The 19,836-nt window shown below is 44.6% G+C and carries 17 protein-coding genes and 1 pseudogene; 6 read left to right on the forward strand and 12 right to left on the reverse strand.

Translation table 11 applies throughout. The features are described from left to right. Positions 1-84 precede the first annotated feature (84 nt). Together BW947_RS04420 and folE are read left to right on the forward strand one after the other, a co-directional pair. Entirely contained in the window at positions 85-2,058 is a 1,974-nt protein-coding gene (locus BW947_RS04420) for an alpha/beta hydrolase family protein (RefSeq protein WP_076497119.1), read from the forward strand. Between the two features lie 269 nt (positions 2,059-2,327). Then, positions 2,328-2,978: a GTP cyclohydrolase I FolE gene (folE, locus tag BW947_RS04425; protein ID WP_076497120.1), complete on the forward strand. Its 651-nt coding sequence runs from the start codon at positions 2,328-2,330 to the stop codon at positions 2,976-2,978. 158 nt (positions 2,979-3,136) lie between these two features. Here folE and pyrE read toward each other — a convergent pair whose 3' ends face one another. Together pyrE and rph are read right to left on the reverse strand one after the other, a co-directional pair. Further along, complete coding sequence (gene pyrE, locus BW947_RS04430) at positions 3,137-3,778, reverse strand: orotate phosphoribosyltransferase (RefSeq protein ID WP_076497121.1); 642 nt, start codon at positions 3,776-3,778, stop codon at positions 3,137-3,139. Between the two features lie 142 nt (positions 3,779-3,920). After that, complete coding sequence (rph, locus tag BW947_RS04435; protein ID WP_076497122.1) at positions 3,921-4,634, reverse strand: ribonuclease PH; 714 nt, start codon at positions 4,632-4,634, stop codon at positions 3,921-3,923. A gap of 537 nt (positions 4,635-5,171) precedes the next feature. Between rph and BW947_RS04445 the strand changes: the two genes are divergently transcribed. After that, the gene (locus BW947_RS04445; protein WP_076497487.1) at positions 5,172-6,035 is read left to right on the forward strand and encodes a YicC/YloC family endoribonuclease; all 864 of its coding nucleotides are present in this window, start codon (positions 5,172-5,174) and stop codon (positions 6,033-6,035) included. 452 nt (positions 6,036-6,487) lie between these two features. Here BW947_RS04445 and BW947_RS04450 read toward each other — a convergent pair whose 3' ends face one another. The 4 genes from BW947_RS04450 to yjjG all read right to left on the reverse strand — a co-directional run bounded on the left by BW947_RS04450 (position 6,488) and on the right by yjjG (position 9,992). Further along, positions 6,488-7,795: a type II toxin-antitoxin system HipA family toxin gene (locus BW947_RS04450; protein ID WP_076497123.1), complete on the reverse strand. Its 1,308-nt coding sequence runs from the start codon at positions 7,793-7,795 to the stop codon at positions 6,488-6,490. Beyond that, positions 7,795-8,076, reverse strand: coding sequence for a helix-turn-helix domain-containing protein (locus BW947_RS04455; protein WP_076497124.1), 282 nt, complete (start codon positions 8,074-8,076; stop codon positions 7,795-7,797). The genes BW947_RS04450 and BW947_RS04455 overlap by 1 nt, the downstream gene beginning before the upstream one ends. Before the next feature lie 335 nt (positions 8,077-8,411). Beyond that, the gene (locus BW947_RS04460) at positions 8,412-9,101 is read right to left on the reverse strand and encodes a MarC family NAAT transporter (protein WP_076497125.1); all 690 of its coding nucleotides are present in this window, start codon (positions 9,099-9,101) and stop codon (positions 8,412-8,414) included. A gap of 207 nt (positions 9,102-9,308) precedes the next feature. Next, entirely contained in the window at positions 9,309-9,992 is a 684-nt protein-coding gene (gene yjjG / locus BW947_RS04465) for a pyrimidine 5'-nucleotidase (protein ID WP_076497126.1), read from the reverse strand. A 294-nt stretch (positions 9,993-10,286) separates the two neighbouring features. On the opposite strand from yjjG, the pseudogene BW947_RS18855 reads away from it, so the two are divergent. Together BW947_RS18855 and BW947_RS19025 are read left to right on the forward strand one after the other, a co-directional pair. Continuing rightward, positions 10,287-10,385: pseudogene (locus BW947_RS18855) on the forward strand (helix-turn-helix domain-containing protein); the annotation flags it as partial. Then, positions 10,376-10,582, forward strand: a complete 207-nt coding sequence (locus BW947_RS19025) for a PD-(D/E)XK nuclease superfamily protein (protein WP_341865387.1) — start codon at positions 10,376-10,378, stop codon at positions 10,580-10,582. The pseudogene BW947_RS18855 and the gene BW947_RS19025, both read left to right, overlap by 10 nt. A 35-nt stretch (positions 10,583-10,617) precedes the next feature. Here the strand turns inward: BW947_RS19025 and BW947_RS04475 are convergent, their stop codons facing one another. Together BW947_RS04475 and BW947_RS04480 are read right to left on the reverse strand one after the other, a co-directional pair. Continuing rightward, positions 10,618-12,573, reverse strand: coding sequence for a DUF2075 domain-containing protein (locus BW947_RS04475; protein WP_076497127.1), 1,956 nt, complete (start codon positions 12,571-12,573; stop codon positions 10,618-10,620). Then, on the reverse strand, positions 12,570-12,800 hold the full coding sequence (locus BW947_RS04480) for a helix-turn-helix domain-containing protein (protein ID WP_076497128.1): 231 nt from the start codon (positions 12,798-12,800) through the stop codon (positions 12,570-12,572). Before BW947_RS04480 ends, BW947_RS04475 begins: the two co-directional genes overlap by 4 nt. 677 nt (positions 12,801-13,477) lie before the next feature. Between BW947_RS04480 and BW947_RS04485 the strand changes: the two genes are divergently transcribed. Beyond that, a complete protein-coding gene (locus BW947_RS04485) occupies positions 13,478-14,389 on the forward strand; it encodes a sulfotransferase family protein (protein WP_076497129.1) in 912 nt (303 codons plus the stop codon). 9 nt (positions 14,390-14,398) lie between these two features. Here the strand turns inward: BW947_RS04485 and BW947_RS04490 are convergent, their stop codons facing one another. The 4 genes from BW947_RS04490 to BW947_RS04505 all read right to left on the reverse strand — a co-directional run bounded on the left by BW947_RS04490 (position 14,399) and on the right by BW947_RS04505 (position 19,719). Further along, on the reverse strand, positions 14,399-15,817 hold the full coding sequence (locus tag BW947_RS04490; protein WP_076497130.1) for an MFS transporter: 1,419 nt from the start codon (positions 15,815-15,817) through the stop codon (positions 14,399-14,401). Positions 15,818-16,005: 188 nt separating this feature from the next. Beyond that, a complete protein-coding gene (locus BW947_RS04495; protein WP_076497131.1) occupies positions 16,006-17,070 on the reverse strand; it encodes a phosphotransferase enzyme family protein in 1,065 nt (354 codons plus the stop codon). Beyond that, the gene (locus tag BW947_RS04500) at positions 17,063-17,935 is read right to left on the reverse strand and encodes an NTP transferase domain-containing protein (protein ID WP_076497132.1); all 873 of its coding nucleotides are present in this window, start codon (positions 17,933-17,935) and stop codon (positions 17,063-17,065) included. The genes BW947_RS04495 and BW947_RS04500 overlap by 8 nt, the downstream gene beginning before the upstream one ends. A 176-nt stretch (positions 17,936-18,111) precedes the next feature. Beyond that, complete coding sequence (locus BW947_RS04505; RefSeq protein WP_076497133.1) at positions 18,112-19,719, reverse strand: hypothetical protein; 1,608 nt, start codon at positions 19,717-19,719, stop codon at positions 18,112-18,114. Positions 19,720-19,836 lie beyond the last annotated feature (117 nt).

Raw genomic sequence — 19,836 nt, forward strand, 5'->3', positions numbered from 1 at the left:
TTTCCTTGTCTCACTATGACTTTTGTTTTATCCTAGAAATACATTTACAAAACAAAAGTTACAAATAGTTTACAAGGATGTCAGGTGAAACTCTTTCAATTATCTGCTTTAGCAGCGCTTTGCTTATCAATATTACCCATCTCAACATGTACAGCTAATGCCCTATCACAGGCACAGTTATTCACTAAAGGTGATGAATACTCAAATGTAAAAATCTCGCCCACGGGCAAGTACCTAAGCGCGATTACCCATGTTGAGGGTAAAAAAGTTCTCTTAGTATTGGATGCTCAAACAAAAAAACTGATTAATGCGATTCACTTCCCCAGTAATGCTCAGGTAGGCACTTATGAATGGGCCAATAGTGAGCGACTAGTGCTAGCAAAAGAATACTTAAAAGGCTGGCAGGACACCCCCATTTATTATGGTGAACTACTGGCGGTTAATGCCGATGGTTCACGTAAAGCTTACCTCTTTGGTTACAATAGTGGCGAGCAACAAACGGGTTCAAATATCAAGAAAAATACCCCGATGCGAGCAAGTGCCTTTATCCTCGACCCGCTACCAGATGATGAGCGTTATATGCTCGTTAACGTCATCCCATGGAACGACAAAATAAATCTTGATGTTGAGTTATTGCAGGATGTCTATCGCGTAGACTTATTTAATGGTACGCGCAAACGTATCACGGGCTCACCGATAGGCCAGGCGCGCTTTCTGACCGATCATGATGGAGAGGTTCGTTTCGTTGCAGGTGAAGACAGTAAAAACACCACCAAAGTCTTCTACCGTAAAGAAGGTAAATGGATAAATACCGATAAATTAAATTTAGACCTTACAGACTTTAGCCCACTTTCATTCACCGATAAAAAGAATACCATTTATGCCGCAGGACGCTCACAAGGTACAACCTTAGGTATCTACAAAATAAATCTCGAAACAGGTGATAAAACTGAAATTATTCAAGATGAAATCGTTGATCCCAGCAACTTTTGGATTAACGGCACTAATAAGCAACTTTACGCTGTCGAATTCGAAAATGGCTATCCTAGCTATGCTTTTGTTGATAATGAAGATTCGCACGCTAAATTGCTAAAAGATTTATTAAGTGCGCTGCCCGGCCATCAAGTACGCATCGTGAGCGAAACTCGAGATGCAGAAAAGCTCATCGTACTTGCATTTAATGATCGTAACCCAGGCGATTACTACATATTCGATACGAAAAAACTCAAACTCGAACATCTTGCCGCCGCTAGAAACTGGCTCGACCCAGAAAAGATGGCCGAGGTTAAACCTATCAGCTTCACCAGTCGTGATGGTAAAAAACTCCATGGTTATTTAACACTTCCCATTGGTAAAGAAGCTAAAAACCTACCATTAGTGGTCAATCCGCACGGTGGCCCACACGGTATCCGTGACTGGTGGGGCTTTGATCCACAAAACCAATATTTAGCAAGCCAAGGCATTGCGGTTCTGCAGGTTAACTTCCGTGGCTCTGGCGGATACGGCGAACAATTCGAGCATGCTGGCTATCAAAAGTGGGGCTCTGAAATACAATACGACATTATAGATGCCACTCAATATGTCATTGATCAAGGCTTTGCCGATAAAGAGCGTATTTGTATTGTAGGAGGCAGTTTTGGTGGCTATAGCGCGCTACAGAGCGCCGTACTTGCACCGGATATGTTTAAATGCGCGGTAGGTGTAGCTGGTGTATACGATTTAGAATTAATGTTTAATGAAGGCGATGTCGCCAGTCGACGTGCAGGGACAAGCTATCTCAAAGAAGTACTAGGGCAAGATGAAGCGGTGCTCAAAGCAATGTCTCCTTCTGAAAACGTCAATAAACTCAAAGCGAACTTGCTACTGGTTCATGGCGGCGAAGATGAGCGAGCGCCAATTGAGCAACTAGAATCACTCGAAAAGGCCTTAAAAGCTCACCAATATCCGTACCAAAAACTGTTGATGGACAATGAAGGCCACGGTTTTTATAACGATGAACACAGAGCAAAATACTACGAAAAGATGCTGAGTTTCCTAAAAACAAATCTAACACTGTAAACTTCGGCGACGTTAGCCAACGTTTATCGTTGAATAAGATTAGCCACAGTAGATTTAAAGCCGATATCCGATAAGGACTATCGGCTTTTTCATGTTTGCGATGAACGTTTTTCGGTATGAATCAGCCGCTATTCGCGCTATTCTCATCAGCCTATTCTTGCTCTAGCGAGAATAACAATAATTTGTATCTAGTGCAGGACAGCCCAAATACCCCATACTGTTCAGCATAGGTTTTCTGTTATAGCCGCTACAAGGTAGTGGAGGATAAGATGTCATTAAGTGAAGCAGCAGTAAAAGTACAAGCCGCATTATCAGAACGTGGACTTGAAACCCCAATGCTCCCAAGCGTTTACAGCAGTGAAGAACGTAAAGACAAAATTGAACATCATATGAAAGAAATCCTGACGTTAATGTCATTGGACCTTTCAGACGATAGTCTTGCCGATACACCGCGCCGTATCGCTAAAATGTATGTCGACGAAATCTTCTCCGGCTTAGATTATGCGAATTTTCCTAAGATCACGGTTATCGACAATAAAATGGGCTTCGATGAAATGGTGCGCGTGCAAGACATTAGCCTCACCAGCACCTGCGAACATCATTTAGTGACCATTGATGGCACTGCGACCATCGCTTATCTGCCACGCAAAAAAATCATTGGTTTATCAAAGATTAATCGTATCGTGCGTTTCTTTGCCCAACGTCCACAAGTGCAAGAGCGTTTGACTCAGCAAGTGTTAGTCGCGCTGCAAACCTTGCTTGAAACCAAAGACGTAGCGGTTAAAATGGATGCGGTGCATTACTGCGTTAAATCCCGCGGCGTGATGGATTCCACCAGTTCAACCACCACCACAGCACTTGGCGGTGTGTTTAAATCAAACCCTGCGACCCGTGCCGAGTTTTTGCATCAGTCTAAATAAGAGCATTGAAGCTTAAGACGATTTAAAGCCTGCCTAAATCCGCACCAATCAAAACGCATGAATAAAAAACGCTGCGATTCTTTTATAAAGAAGGCAGCGTTTTTATTGAGCCTAACTTCATCACGCTAAGTGGCTCAAGGTGAATAAAAAATTACAGCTTAAATGCCGTACTGCTCGCGATACTGGCTCACGGCGGTAAGTTGCACTTCCATGCCAGGTTTTTCAGACAGATAGCTGATTAAGTCGGCTAATTTAATAATAGCTACAATACCGCAACCAAAATCACGCTCAACTTCTTGAATCGCCGATAGCTCGCCCTTGCCTTTCTCTTGTCTGTCTAATGCAATCAACACGCCCGCTAATTGTGCCTTATGGGCTTCGATAATTTCCATCGACTCACGAATCGCAGTACCGGCAGTAATCACATCATCAACCAGCATTACGCGGCCTTTAAGCTCGCTACCAACTAAGCTGCCACCTTCGCCATGATCTTTTTTCTCTTTACGGTTAAAACAGTATGGAATGTCGATATCGTGGTGTTCACACAGAGCAACCGCTGTCGTAGTGGCAATCGGAATACCTTTGTAAGCGGGGCCAAACAGCAAATCGTAATCAATGCCAGAATCCACTAACGCAGCAGCATAGAAGCGGCCTAAACGCGCTAAATCGCGGCCGGTATTGAACAAACCCGCATTAAAAAAATAAGGGCTGATACGGCCCGATTTAAGCGTAAATTCGCCAAATCGTAACACCTGACGTTCTAGGGCAAATTCAATAAACTCACGTTGATAGGCTTTCACACTTTCTCCTTACGATTTTCTACTTGATATTTTTATTGGTGATTTTTTATTAGGTATAGGGCTTTCTTAACGTACATATCTTGCTACAACTAAAAAATTACAGCTAATAAAAAGCCCCTGACGGGGCTTAATAACAACAGACTTAATTTAATGCGGCTTTTTGCACATCAACAATTTCACGAATACTGTTCTTGGCGAGAACCAACAGTTCGAGTAATTCTTCGTGGCTGAATGGCTCGCCTTCAGCGGTGCCCTGAATTTCGATAATCTTGCCCGTTTCAGTCATCACCACGTTCATATCAGTTTCAGCGGCGCTATCTTCAATATATTCTAGATCGCTTATCGCTTCACCCTTGTAAATACCGACGCTGACAGCAGCAATAAGGAATTTCAGCGGGTTAGATTTAATGATGCCTTTACCGCGTGCCCAGTTCAATGCATCGACTAGAGCAACACAGGCGCCAGTGATAGAAGCAGTGCGCGTACCACCGTCAGCTTGGATCACATCACAATCGATCACGATCGTGTTTTCGCCTAGGGCTTTCATATCCACACAAGCGCGCAGAGCACGGCCGATAAGACGTTGAATTTCTTGCGTACGGCCAGATTGCTTACCGCGAGCGGCTTCACGATCCATACGGCTATGGGTAGAGCGTGGCAACATGCCGTATTCCGCCGTAACCCAGCCTTGACCCTGACCTTTAAGGAAACGTGGCACACCTTCAGTAAAACTGGCGGTACAAAGCACTTTTGTTTCGCCAAATTCCACTAACACAGAACCTTCGGCATGGGCCGTAAACTGGCGAGTAATAGTGATGGGACGAGTTTGTGCTGGCGTTCTGTTGCTTGGACGCATGCGAGATTCCTGTATTCTGAGTCATTGACCGATTTTGGCTGCATATTATAGGGGCTTGCGCCTTAGGATGCCATGCTTAGGGTGATTCTCTAGCAAACTCATCACACTCAAACACCTAATCCGTGTCCTTATACCCAAACAACCTGAAGATGCAGAATTCAGCGGGAGTTTAACGCACTTTAGGCAAGGCCATTTATTGCTCCTGCATAAATGGCATTCACGCCATCCATGGCGATTGCGGTTATTTGCGGACCTAGTGGACTAAGTTAAAAATAACCAACGCAGCATAAAGTGCGTTACCCCGTGGTTAACATCAGCCGCCGGGACGGAACGCCTAGGGCACTTCACTTCCGTGTTGCATCAATTCAAAAGGTAGCCGACATTCTGTCATTGCTGCGCCTTGAATTGAAGCACCCTAGGCGCTCTGAAACTCGTATCTTCAGGTAGCTTGGGTATATTTACTGTATGCCTTTAATCCTAAAGCCATTGACTCTATAATCGGCTCTCATTATGACGATTAAACCATTAGGACAACCCATGATCCAAAGCATGACAGCCTACGCTCGTATCGAGCACAAAGCACAATGGGGCACTGCCTCCTGGGAAATTCGCTCAGTCAATCAACGTTATCTCGAAACTTATCTACGTTTACCCGAGCAATTCCGCAGTTTCGAACCTGTACTACGCGATCGTCTACGTAAACGTTTAAGTCGCGGCAAAGTTGAAGTTAATTTGCGCTACGAATTGGCAGATAGCAGCAATAACGAGCTGCAATTGAACCAAGCGCTGGCCAAACAGCTATTAGGCGCTGCCAATTGGCTCAAGCAAGAAGCGGGACAAGGCGATGTCAATCTTACCGACATCCTGCGCTGGCCGGGCGTGCTAGCAAGCGGTGAACAAGATATGGATGCCATAGGCGCCGATCTGATGACCGCTTTCGATGCAGCTATCGATCAATTTATCGAAGCCCGCGGCCGTGAAGGCGAAGCCATCAAAGACATGTTATTAAGCCGTTTAGAGGGTGTGAGCGAGCAAATCGCCGTAGTACGTGCGCATATGCCAACAGTGATGTTGTATCAACGCGAAAAGTTGACCAACCGCCTTGCCGAAATCAAAGGTGAACTTGATCCTGCCCGTATCGAGCAAGAAATGGTGCTACTGGCACAGAAACAAGATGTCGCCGAAGAAATGGATCGCCTAGAAGCCCACGTAACCGAAGCCCGCCGCATCCTCAAAAAAGGCGGCAGCGAAGGTCGCCGTTTAGATTTTATGATGCAGGAATTTAACCGCGAATCGAACACGCTCGCCTCTAAATCTATCAGCGCCGAAATCACCTCAGCCGCCGTTGAACTTAAAGTATTAATCGAGCAAATGCGTGAGCAAATTCAGAACGTAGAATAAGGTTTCACCCTGTTCTAATAGATTAAAAATAACCAATAAAACTCAGCACTTGCTGGGTTTTATGTTTTTACAGGTTCGTGATTGTTTGCTATTTTTACGTAAAAAGTGGTTACTAAACCAAATTAGTAACCACTTTAAATTCAGCTTAGCCACCCGTTTTAGACTTACGTAATAAATGATAAACAGATAAAAGCTTTTATTCGAAGCCATGAGCTAGCCCTAGATGATTGACTATGTCGTATTTTAAATTAATACGGAGTCCAAGCTACAATGTTTACCTCTTCAAGATGAAAATGAGTACAGAAAATTAGCTTAACTAAGTTGTGGCTGATGTCGATTCAATCAACATGTAATGCAAACATATTTAAAAAAAGCAATTAATCGACATGTACTGCTGATTTAAAACTAGAGTAAAAAATTAAAGCAGTCTGGTCACCTAATCATTACCGTTTCTAAGCTATGCGTTTAAGGCTGTCAGTTAAACCATTCAATATTGAATCCTGTATGTGTGGTGGAAAATCATTTGGCAGCTGCGCTTTAACCTTCACAACAACGGCCTCTACTTTGTCAGCAATGTCGCATATCATCTCCATCATAATCGTAGTATCAAAGCCCACAGCTTTAGCGGTTTGGATAAAGTGCCGTGGGAAAATTTGGCTGATTTGATATTTCTTACCTTTAGTAGCCTTGAGACCCATAGCAAGCTTGGCATCACTAATATTTAAGCCTTTGCCACCAATGACAGGGTACATAGATAAAATATCGTAAAAAGGTGTTAGTCGATATCCCCCATCGGCCTCGATGAAAAGCGAGAAGTTCTTAGCGTGTCCATCAGTTGCGGCTAAAAGCCAAAACAAAACTTGAGACTTCATGAAGTTATATCTATCTAGCTCTGAGTTCATCGAACCCAATAGGTAAGCCATAATTTGTTCAATACCCGGGCCACCATGACTCTCATACTTCTTCGCTGGTGGAATATTTAATGTCTGACAAAAGTCTTCTTGGGGCAGCCGCATAATCCATCTGCCATCGGAAGATAGTTTGCGATCGAATCGCTCCACTGCAAGCGCTTTAATATCACCCACTTTGATTATTGAGCACTGGGGTGCATCTAAGCCAAACTCTCTGACTATCATCATGCACAGGTATTCATTCTCAACGCTATCAGACATATCTATGCTGTGGAAGTGGCTATTTATCTCACCTATGGGCAGCTTAATGATATGCGTAGTGGGTGTCGATTTGATAGGCAGTCGCCACTGTCCATTAAGGTTAAGTAACGCAGTTTTCTCTTGAGCACCAGCAATAGAAATCCTAAATTCATCATCATCGGCTAACATGCCTAAGGGGATATTTGACTGATAGCCTTTTAGTATTTTCTCAAGTGCATTATCAGATAAAGCTTTAGACTCAATCTTTTTTATATCAAAGGGTAGCTGACCATGAGGCACAAGCTGTAGTGCCCCCACACTGTCTTGACCAATTTTGGCCAGTAGGTCAAACGCTTGGGTAGAATCTGCATTATGACGAGCAACGACTCTGTTTCTCGCCTCAAGATTATCAGGCAGTAAATTATCGAAGAAGTTATAAACTTCATCACCCTTATAGGCTTGCTTTCGTAGCAGCATGGACAAAGAAATTGGACGACTACCGGGTATCGCTAACCACTGTGGTGAATAGCTAAACTGATGAGAGCCTGTGGATGATTTTGTAAACTCACCCACAAGGTAGCCATTCATATAAATATCGAGCACAGTCATTACCACTCCTCCTTCCATTCTTTGTCAGGCACTATGGCATTATCATGGTGACGTTCATCCATCAGCTTTGTATTTCGAACCTTTACATCTAGCTCTAGGTTTAATGCAGAGAGGAGCTTAAACAGTGTTTCTAACTTGGTCGAATCAGGGTTCAGCTCAAAGCTTGAAACTGTATCCTGACGAATACCTACCTTACTCGCTACCTTACTTTGCGAGAGATGCTCGTTCAGTCGCACATCTTTTAGATACGTACTCAGTTGCTTTGCGTTAGTCACCTTCATGATAGCTTTACCTTTGAACTGCTCTTAATACTTACTGTACACGCTAAAACAGGTAAGTCAAAACTTACACGCTTTAGGCGTTAAAAACACGCCCACACGCTACAGGCGTTAAAAATAGTGGTTTGACTATAAAATACAAAAGAAATGAGGGAGTTATTGCCAGGGTGTGCTGAAATTAATAGAAATGCAGAATCAACACAACTAGCTACTTCATACTTAACAAAGCGAAACTAAAGTAGTGACTTGAATAACTTAAGAACAAATGCCCTGATAAATCAGGGCATTTTTTTAACGCTTTCAACTTCTATAATTTTCGGTGAATCGCCGGGAATCTATCAGTTATGGCGTAGGGTATTTTCCGTTGTAGGTGTTGTTTGTTGGATGACCTGTGTACGGAAAGCGGGATCCTGTGCGACTTCTTTTATACCATTAATACAAAATTGCATTCCCATACAGACCAGCAAAAAGCCCATGATCCGCGTCATGGCATCAATGCCGGTAGCGCCAAGGACTTTACAAACCGGATCGGCAAGTTTTAGCACGCCCCAACTAATAAGACTCATTAAAGCAAAAGCCGTCACCATACCGCTATAAAGGGTAAAACGGCTGTATTCATCCGGTAATGCAGCAATTTGTGCTGCGCCACTAATCACCAATGCCATCGTACCTGGTCCACACATACTGGGCATCGTCAGCGGAACAAAAGCAATACTCTGATTAATATCTACATTATTGGCCTCTGTTGGTGCAGGGAACAACATTCTAAAACCAATAAAACCGATAATCAGTCCGCCCGCTAAACGTAAACCAGGAATCGAAATACTGAATAACTCTAAGATTGAAGAACCAATAAAGAAGCAAATACACAGGCTACAAAATAGGTAAATAGCCGCTAAATTTACCTGTTGGCGCACATGTTCCCGCGACATTCCCTTACTCAACCCTAGCAATAAGGTGGCGGTAGTAGGCGGATTAACCATTGGCAGTAGTGCCAATAAAGCCAAAGTCACAACTTGAAAATACATGTTATCCCTTAAATAATACGGTCAATACTGAATAATAAATGCCTAATGGCATCGCATCTTATACCCAACAAATCTAGCAGAAAATATCAAAGTCATTTCACCCGATTTTTGAAGCCGCGTTGATGCAAATCGATAGTATAACGACAGACCCATGAAGAGTTAACTAACTGACTTAGCAACTTTATGAATATTAACTTTGATACTCATTTATGCACCAAGTAAAAGGCTCTGCAGCGTATGGTGTGAGCTAACCTGATAATGTGGGGCTATGCCCGCTGGCGCCTGATGGTCATGAACGTTATACCAACAGGTATGAATACCCGCATTAATACCGCCTTGAATATCTGAGTGTGGATTATCACCGACCATGAGCACGGTATCGCGCGCAGGGTTACCCATCAAGTGAAGTGCGTGCTCAAAAATACCCACATCGGGTTTTGCTATGCCGACATTTTCTGAAATCACCAAAATATCAAAATGATGCTGTAAGCCTGTGCGCTTTAATCGCACGGTTTGCAGTTCAGTAAAACCGTTAGTGATAATACCCAATTTGGCTTTACCTTGCAGTGCGGCTAATAACTCACGCACTCCAGGTAGCGGCGCACAAATCTCGGCCATCGCCGATAAAAAAGCACTGTTGAGTGTTAATGCTGTGACGGCTAATTTGGCGGCCCAAGGCTCAAAACGTATGGTCTGCAACTCAGCAGCGGTTATCTTGCCATCTTGATAATCGACCCAAAGCGGTTTGTTAACTAACTGATACTCATCAAAATCGGCTGGAGTAAAATCCACGCCAAAGCCTTGAAACATAAGCTTAAGCCCAGCAAAAGCATCAAAACAAAATAGGGTTTCATCGGCATCAAACAAAATCCATTGGTAAGGCAAGGACATAGGTTTCTCTTTCTGACAAAATAGCTAAGACCCATCCCCATGCCATTCAGTGGCATCGAGAATGATACATCGGCGATTGCGGCAATGCTGTGGCTAGCCGCCTAGCAGTAATCAAGATAAGCGATAAACATGAGCGATGAGCGCGAAAATAACTAGCCTCCACAGTCGACACCCGCAATCAGCAAGTGCATTAGTTTACCTTGCATCAAGGGTGATGATAACAACGATAATAAAAACTGACTGTTGAGTTATCATCACAATAATGGCAGGGGCTTGCGATAATCTAAGGACACTATGGAGCACTTTTCGGCACTACCTATCTTTGTCACTGTCGTGGAATGCGGTAACTTTTCGCTGGCAATTCAAAAGCTTGGACTGAGTAAATCGGCTCTGCCGATCAAGAATCTCCTTTTCTCCTAGAGTCTCTTCGCCTCGCGCCAGAGCACAATTTAGTCATTTTACTAGGTGGAAAAGGCTATAAACAAAAAGCTTTTGATTGGATAAAAACTGCTGCAAGTAATATTCAAGACAAACAAATCAAGATCTTTGGTGACCTTGATGAATTTATTAGTTTTTTCGTTTCAAAATAACCAAAAGGGTCGAAAAATTCCGACCATTTCTTTTACTAAATCACACCAATCCCGCAATCTATCAAGTACTTATAAGTATGATCATAAAAATTGGGATCTCGAGTCTCATCTGATTTATCGCCTTTAGGAACGAATATTACCATGCCCTGACGAGCCCGCGTCAACAATACGCGATAAGCATTTTCAAGGTATTTTTGCCGAACAAATTGGCTTCGTTTTTGCCATTTGGTTCCTACAAACTGCCAGTGCTCAAATGCTTGAGCATTGAAACGGTAATCTGCATCCCAAGCCACAACGCACCAGTCTAGCTCTAGCCCTTGTACATCAAATTCAGTAGCAACATCCTCTAAAAATTCGGCAGAACGAATATCATCGGCCCCACTTAAAAACCACTTAGCAGGGTCTATCTTGTTCTTAACGAAAATACCCTCAGCTTTAAGCCTAATACCGTTAGAAGAAGCAAGCAGCCCCATGGACTCGTTGGCTCGTTTGTGCAGATTAACCCAAGCTTTGGCTTTAGCTATATCCCGAGTGACTTTGATTGGGTAGACATGCTCTATCTCTTTATAGAGGCTAACTGCAAGTCCGCATTGCCCAGAAATGAAGTAATGAACAAAGCTCGATAACTTTTCAGCGCGGAAAGATCGCATGGATGTGGCAAGATGTAAGTTAGGTAAGATATTCGCCCTTGAAACCGCATTCAGGTCTACGCCCATTGAGACATACTCACCAGACAATAAAGCGGTGGAAAAATAGACATCCCAATCTAAGAACCTGTCCTTAAGTGCATCCAACCAACCTGCTAGACCTGCCTCACCTTTATTAATCTCCTGCCCACCACCGACTAGTGCAATAATAAATGCCCAGTCTTGACGACGGTCCATTACTTCGATGAGAAACTCAGGCTCTGATTTATCAAAGTCGACAATACCTCGCTTACGACGCATAAAATCGCTTGCCTGCTCTTTATCCCACGCCCGTTGAGCCTCATCAAATATGGCCACTTTTTCAGGCGGCACACCACCATTCAGATATTCATCCCTAAAGCGATGGATATTTTGAATAAATGATTCAGTCTCCTTTCTGGTTGCGCTGATAGAATCACCAGTTCTAGAAGATCTATCCCTAGCTAAGGCTTCCTGTAATACCGTCACTAAAGGCCCATTACCACTGAGGAAAACAGAATACTCGTTCTCTTCCCTGTTTGCGTGAATACTCGCAATATTAAGTCCTACAAGGGTTTTTCCCGCCCCCGGAACACCGGTAACGAAACAAATTATTTTTCGCTTATTGATACGAGCATCGTGAATCAACTGAAGTAATTGCTGACTCGTTTGTCCAAGATTTTGAGTGTCTGCTTCACTACGAGCTATATCTTCGACTTTATGCTGCGCATATAGCGCTTGCGCCGCTTCGATAATTGTTGGTGTCGGCAAATAGCCAGAATCAGCCCACAAGTTTGGATCAAAAGTAGGTTGATTCAACCGTTCAGCGATTTGGCGCATTCTTGAAAACAATTCACTGGGTGAAATACACAAGGTCGAAGCAACATTATCGTCGGCGAATTCTGGATTTTTCGATTGGCTCATCGCTTTGGTGGCGACAAGCAGAGGAACTAGATATTTATCATGACTACCGCGATGAAAGTTCTTTAAATCTAAAGCATATTCATGAGTTTGCCTCATATCTGCAGCGGTAAATACTTTTGCGCCAACTTTAAACTCTACAACAAAAACAATCCCTTTAAATATAATCACGACATCGGCACGTCGTCCCATTCGGGGGATCATAAACTCAATGAAAATATGCCCTTCCAGCTCAAGGCTCTCGGCCAAGGAACGTTTGAGAACTTCAATTTCAGTACACCAAGCACGAGTTTGTGCATGCAATAAATGCTGAGTATGGAAACGTGATATCTGCCCGGTAATCGCATCGGGCTCTGCAGATAGAAAATCTTTAAAACTCACCGAATAAAATGCTCGTTGAGTCATAATGATCCCTCAACGGTAAAATCAAGAAGTTGTTTCGCCGGGATATCTAAAGCACTGGCAAGCTTAAAAAGATTAATCAAACTAACATTGCGTTGCCCACGTTCAATGCCGCTGACATAGGTTCTGTCCATGTCAGCTTTTAATGCAAGCTGCTCCTGAGAAAAAGATCTCTCAAGTCGCAAACTTTTTAGATGAGTACCGAATGAGGTAAGCAAATGATCTTCCATGAATAATCCTTTGAAGAGTTTTCATGATGATCTTTACTTGTAGACAATACGTCTACGGACTATGAGTCACATTCGATACCTAGCACTTAATGATTTTGACATAACATCGCACAGAGTAATCACTCACAAAATGCAAAATGATTGTTGCCGCTGATTACATTTAGATAGCAGATTCCGCAATCTACTTACCAACCACTCGACAATAAGTATTTGGTACTTCGGCCGCAGGCATTGCCTAGTTATTCCAGAATTCAACATCACGCAGCTCGACTAATTGAGCTAGATGACGGGCAACTCACATTAGCGACCTTTTGATTGAGGGTCACTTATTCACCTCACATTATGAGTCGAATAGCACTAATAATCGCCTCATCAATACCTCATCATTGCCAATATTACTATGCAATGCAGGGAAATGAGCCTTGTTGGTAATCCGGGAGTTCAGTTTCTAAGCCTTATGGGCTTCCACACTTACTATTATTGTGCAGCAGCACTTCAGTTATCACACAATACACGGTGCGCCTTTACTGGGTGCATTGCCGTGGTGCGTGACTTTTATGTATAGCCACCGACAAAGCCTTCGTGCTGAGATATACTGCCGCCGCTGATTTGACACGCCGATGTGAAAACTCATAGCTTACACCGCACCACTTGCACACACATTCTGAGCCCAATCTATGCCTGATAATGCCAACAATTCACCAACCGCTACCCACGCACACAGTACAGCTAATGCACAACATATTGGCAATGCAGAGCATGCCGCCAATACGCAGCATACTGGCAACTCACAGCTAGCAACACCGGATGAGACATATCCCTCACTGTCGAATGCACTCGGTGGCGAACAGGTAACTGCGGAAAAATTGAAGGTCTTTATCATAGGTTTACCGCGCACGGGCACTACAAGTGTGAGTGTGGCATTGTTGGAGCAAGGGCTTAACGTGGCGCACATGGCCTTTACTAAACAGGCGTTTATGTTGGCCGATGCGATTTCTGATGTGCCGTGTTTTAGTGATTATCGGCAGCTCGATGGTCTTTTCCCGCAGGCTAAATTTGTCTACCTCGAGCGTGATATGGCTAAGTGGGTGCCTTCAATGCAGATGCTGCTAGGTAAAATGCTGCCGCATTTAGAAGCAAAATCGGGGCGATTTCACCCGATTATGAAACGCAGCTTTAAACATACGTTTGCTATCGATAAAGTGACGCATCCCGTAGATGAGGCGCATCTTATTGATTGTTATCAAAGGCATCAAAACGAAGTGTTCGCTTACTTTCATGGTCGAGAAGATTTTATCTCGCTCGACATCAGCCATGCGGGAAGTTTGAGTCGTTTGTTGCAATTTTTAGGCTTAGACACCAATGGTCCAACCTTAGGCCAAATGACCGATAGGGCGCATAGCAACACTCAAACAAACAGCACGCTAATCCATCAAGACAGAGTCAATACCGGCGAACATGGGCTGGACTTTCCTAAATTAAACGCTGGCACTCACGTCGCGGCTTGGCATGAATATAAACATCCAAACAAGGTCAACAGTAATAGCGCTGGCCCGCAAAGCCGTAAGTTTTTCGACTATACACTTTAGCTGTACGCCCTATTGCTTGCGGCGTTTAACCACAGTAAGCCAATCAAGACTCACGCCCGAAATAGCATTAAAACCGCGGATACGGAAGATAAGTTTTAGTAGCTGCGGCCTTGCCCGCACTTTAGGTTCAACCGAGCGCGGAATAAACCAGAGTGTCACTAACGCTCGCAGCACCGTCGAGACTAAGAACACCACAAAAATTGGGCTCGATAACACGCTATCCCAACCCGTCCAGACTAAAAAATCCGCCGCATGGGAGGCAATCGTACCGCCCAATATTGCACCAACAAAAACACAGGCCGCACTTAAGGCCGCTTGCAGGGCAGCATAAGTCGCAAAGTCACTGCGAAAGGGACGGATATCATAAAGGTAATTTGCCGTGCTTAAGGTGAAGCCGCTCCATGCCAAGCCAGAAAAAGCTTGGATAGCTAAGATATACAGATAGTTATCCGAGAACAGCCACATCAGCGGTAAGCTTGGGATCATACAACTGGTGATAATCATCACTAAACGATTGCCGAATTGATCGCTAAAGCGGCCCCAAAATCGTAAGGTCACAAATTGAGTCGCTATCGAAGCCACGCTGGCAAATACAAATTCGAGGTAAGTGAACTTTAAGCCTTCCAGCATATAAACGGCAAAAAATGGTGCCGAGATTGCCACCATTCCCTGCATACTGGCAACGAACAAACTGTACTGGCGAAAGGTTTTATCTTTCCACGCCGCACGAAAATGACCAATCGTTTGCAAAAATACGCCACGCTGTTTGGGCACGCGCGGATCGGGATCATGCATCTGTAGCAGTAACCAAGCCGACACAAAACGCCCCATTGCCGCGATAGAAAACAACAGACTAAAACCCAACCACGCCATCTGCATCGAGTCCGTTAGCGTGAGTATGCCGCCACCAACAAAAAACACACTTAAAGATGCGCCCATAGTGAGCCGAGTGCGAGCGGCAAAAAAAGCGCCTCGGCGCCGTTCAGGTACGATAGATCCCATCCACGCGCGCCAATGGGGCTGAATAAGATTAATAAAACCATGGTAACCAACGGCTAAGGCGATAAAGATCCACACGGCATGCTCTGAGCCAAAAGCAGCCAACGCGCCCATAGCTAACACTATGCAGCCCTGAAAGACCGCACAAAAAACGATAAAAGTTCGACGGGAGAAATGGCTTGCAAGCCACACGGATAAAAGTTGGGCTATCGCCCCAAAAAGCTGTGGTAAACCCGTCACAAATCCCATTTGCGCTAGGCTGGCACCAAGAAAAATAGCATAAGCATTAAAAAAGTTATCACTGGTCGCTGTCATCATTGACGAGGCAACGGCCTCCTGCTGCGAGCGACGCAGGGTACATCTTAACCACGAATTACGTTCGCTGCGCCGTGAGCAAGTGACTAACGGCGGGGCCACAGGTGAATCCATACCAAGCACAAATCCATATGATATTAAGGGATTAATTATTGCTCGATTATGTCGGATGAAATAGCATCTGCCTAGGTTTTAGTTTAAAAAACGCCCAAAGCTGAGCCTTGGGCGCTGTCGTTAATTTCGATGTTGAACCAATAAATCTACCTCAAAATATTGATATTAAATAAAATATTAATTACTCACTAGAAATTAGCTTTAAGCTCAGTTTCGTGGTCGAGCAAGCTTTGGTACAAGGTAAACTGGTTAGCAGCGCGATCCAGATTGTGGCCTTCGCGGTGGATATGGAAATACACATCACCATTAAGATAATCCGTTAAAAAACGCACACCTATCATCAAACAAATCACTCGCGCACCGAGCCAAAGGCTGCGCTTCTCAGTCTCTGTTAAGACGTCGCCTAATTCGCTCAAGTAACCACGGCAAATCGCGGCGAAGATATCTTGGCGCACTTGGACTTTATCCAAAGCTGTAGAGTCTTCTTCCTCTGGCGAGCAAAAAGTACGTACCATATCGCCAAAGTCATACATCAAATGACCTTTCATGCAGGTATCCAAATCGATAATCGCCATGCTGGACATATCGCGCTTATCAAAAAGCATATTATTGATTTTAGTATCGTTATGACAAATGCGCAGTGGCAGTTTTGGCGATATGTCGGCCAGTTCATTAAGCAAAGTCTGTTGAGATAACGCGTAATCGACCCAATGACGACAAACATCTAAACGGTGTTGGCTATCGAGCTCTGCCGCCTGCTGTAACAGAGCCATCCGTCCCGGTAAATGATGAAACTGGGGGATCACATCTTCAAGTTGAGTGGCATCAAAGTCACTCAAAGCAGAAGCAAAATGACCAAAGGCCTTGGCCGCCATTTCAGCCTCTTGCTCCGACTTGACCACCTCAATACTCAGGCTATGGGGCAAGTAGCTTATCGCGCGCCAAAATCCTTGTTCGCCTAAATCGATAGCTAATTCACCCTCTTGAGTTAAACAAGGGCTAACCACTTTAAGGCCATACTGCTGCTGCAACGACTTAGCGCATAGATGATGGCTAATTTTATCGGCATTGGTAACCAAAGCGCTGGGGGTTTTAAACACCTCAGTGTTAATTCGCTGCAATACTAATTCGCCCGCAGGCCAACGCACCAAAAGGGTGTCATTGATATGGCCATTACCGAGGGTAGAAATTTTAGCCTCGGCGGCATCAATACCAAAATGAGGCAAGACTAACTGCCTAATGAGTTTAATCACTCAATAACTCCGTTAATTTTTGTTTTACCCAGACAGTGTCCTGCGGATAAGTCACGCCGAGCCAAGGCTCACAGGCCACATCGACATACACGGGCAAACCTTGCTCAATGCCCGCTTGTACTATGGCGGGCAAGTAACATTCAGACTTAGGTTGTTGACCCTGTTGCCCGATAAATTCGGTTAATTCACGTTTAATAACATCAAATATGTTTGGAGAGAAGCCCCAGCATGTCATAGAGACCAAGGATTGCGCCGGCAAATTAGCATGCCCTTGTGGGCTATCACCCACTAATTGGCCCGCTTGCTCAGCGATATTGAGCCACTCGACAACCGATTTAAGCTGTCCATTCTCTACCTGACACAAACCACGGTTAACGCCGCCGTGCTCCGACAATGTGAGTTCTATGGGATACGCCACCATCATCCACTGTGTCGGCTTTGTCTTTAAGCCTTTTGCTAACGAAAAAAAGGCACTATCGCCATAAAAGTCATCGGCATTGATAACCGCCATGGGGCCTTTAACCAGATGACGCGCGCTCCACAGTGCATGGGCAGTACCCCAAGGCTTAAGCCTGTGGCTAAGATCCACTAACTGCGCCGCTTCGGGTAAATCCGTTAAAACCTGATAGCAAAAGTGATATTCAAAATCGATAGGTAAAAATTGGGTCAGTATTGCAGTTAATTCACTTTCTAATTCAGGGCGGATCACCAGCACAGCACGCTGAAAACCACTGCGAATAGCCGACATGATTGATAACACCAACATGGGTTCGCCAGCAGGGCCGAGCGCCGCTAATTGCTTATCGCCGCCGAAACGACTACCCAGCCCAGCAGCCATAATGACTAAGGTCAATTCTGTATTCATGTTGGATTGATATTCTGTTTAAATTTTAAGATATTCCACAAACTACATCGCCAGATACCAAGACAGAGGCATTTAAAACATAGTTTGAGAAAAAGAGGAGCAAAAGTGTAATCTACCCCTCTAATTGTGACTAGCATTTAAGTAGAATTTTTATCGACTTAAGCTGCTCAAGTACGTTAGCGAGCAATATAATCACCAAAGGTACGATTTTGTTCCAGTATCGCTTGGCTTCCCTTAAGGCTGAATTTATAACCACACAGGCTAATGCTGCCACGGCGAGCAAGGTCAACGATAATGGCTTGAGTGTCCAGTGGTGAAAAACGTGCCTCGGTAGCCGAGTCGGCTTTTAAATCCACTGTCAGAGGGCGATAATCAGTGCCACTGTTGAAAGACAGCAGACTACAGGTTTTATCGCCCTTTGCCGTCGCTAAGGACCAAAGGTTTTTCGCCTTCCCCTTCTCACCGAGCCAACGCATAATTAAAATATCGTCTTCAAGCGCCACCGAAAAGCCGTCAGGCAAGGCAAGCGTGACTCGTTCACCCGCATAGGGCGCGACTGCATTTACCGTGACAACCTGTGCTCCATCGCCAGTATCGACATCGCCATTGGGCCAAAGTCCCCATGCCAAAGCGATAAACACCAGCACGCCAGCACCGATTCCTGCTGGGCGCCAATAACGGCGTTCCACTTTAGGCAGATTAATCTTAGGTAGCTTAATTTTAGGTAACACGAAGAACCGCTTTAGCGGTGCCAAAAACTCAAATAAACCGCGAAACAGTTCAGTCATCGAGCCAGAATCTTTCGCTTCGGCGCGGCGTTGACGTACTTCTTCAGCATGATCTACATCATTAAAGCTATCTGTTTCGTTATCTTCTTCGGCGGCCAAACGCCAACTTGGTTCAGCACTGCGCTCGGCGGGATCTAATTGAGGCGCATTAAAATCGACATGCTTTAAATCCACATTAACCACATCAACATCGGCGAGTTCAATATTGGTTTGATCAATACGGCTGGCATTGGCAGGACGAAAATCGGCATGGGCATTAGGTACCACAAAATCGGCAGGATTTTGTGTCAATCGCGTTAACGCATCAAAGCGCAATTCATCTTGGCGCTGGGCTTCAAGCTCAGTGTCAACCAATGGGGGATGAGTAACGGGTTGCTCATGGGTAAAAATAGCGATTTCAGGCTCAGTGACCGTAGTGACTGATTGCGCATGCGTTTGCTCAACATGCGGCTCATGGCGTTCAACCTGAGGCTGCAGTTGCACATCAGAACTTGATTTAGCCGCCTGTCTTGCTACAGCTTGGTTAGAATCGCTGGCACTAACGTCTACTGTTTTAGGAACAATTGTGGGCTCCACACGGCGCCGTGGCATGGCTTGCGATGTTGGCGCATCCAGCTCTGGGCCAAAATAGCCGTAGCGGTAATCTACTATTGTAGGCGCAGGTAAACGCCAACCCCAAAAAGTGAGTCCTGCCGCCAAAACTAAGCACAGACCAATAAGCGCAATGTGTGCATCTGCAGTGAACAAGCCGAGTAAAATAAGCAGCGGTAATAAAAATGCACCCGTCAGCACTTTTGACTTATCGGCATCGACTAAACGCCGCAGGCTAGTGAGCCCTAATAAAGGCAAACCCAGCAATGCCAGCAAATACATTAGAAAGTTTGCCCCAAATGCCGCAGCGGCAATTGAAATACAAACATATACACCAACACTAATAGCGACAAAGCGGGGACGAGAATCACGCCCGTGAAGGCAAAAAAGAGATTTTAACAGCACGACCCTTCCTTTATTGTTATAAAAACTAAGTAGCAAAAGACAATCATTGCCATATCAGGCACGAGCGTAACTAATTTACCCGCAATTGTCAGCGCCTACGACCCCACTCAGGTAAAA

It is taken from the genome of Shewanella morhuae (assembly GCF_900156405.1).
In the GTDB taxonomy this organism is placed as follows: Bacteria; Pseudomonadota; Gammaproteobacteria; order Enterobacterales; family Shewanellaceae; genus Shewanella; species Shewanella morhuae.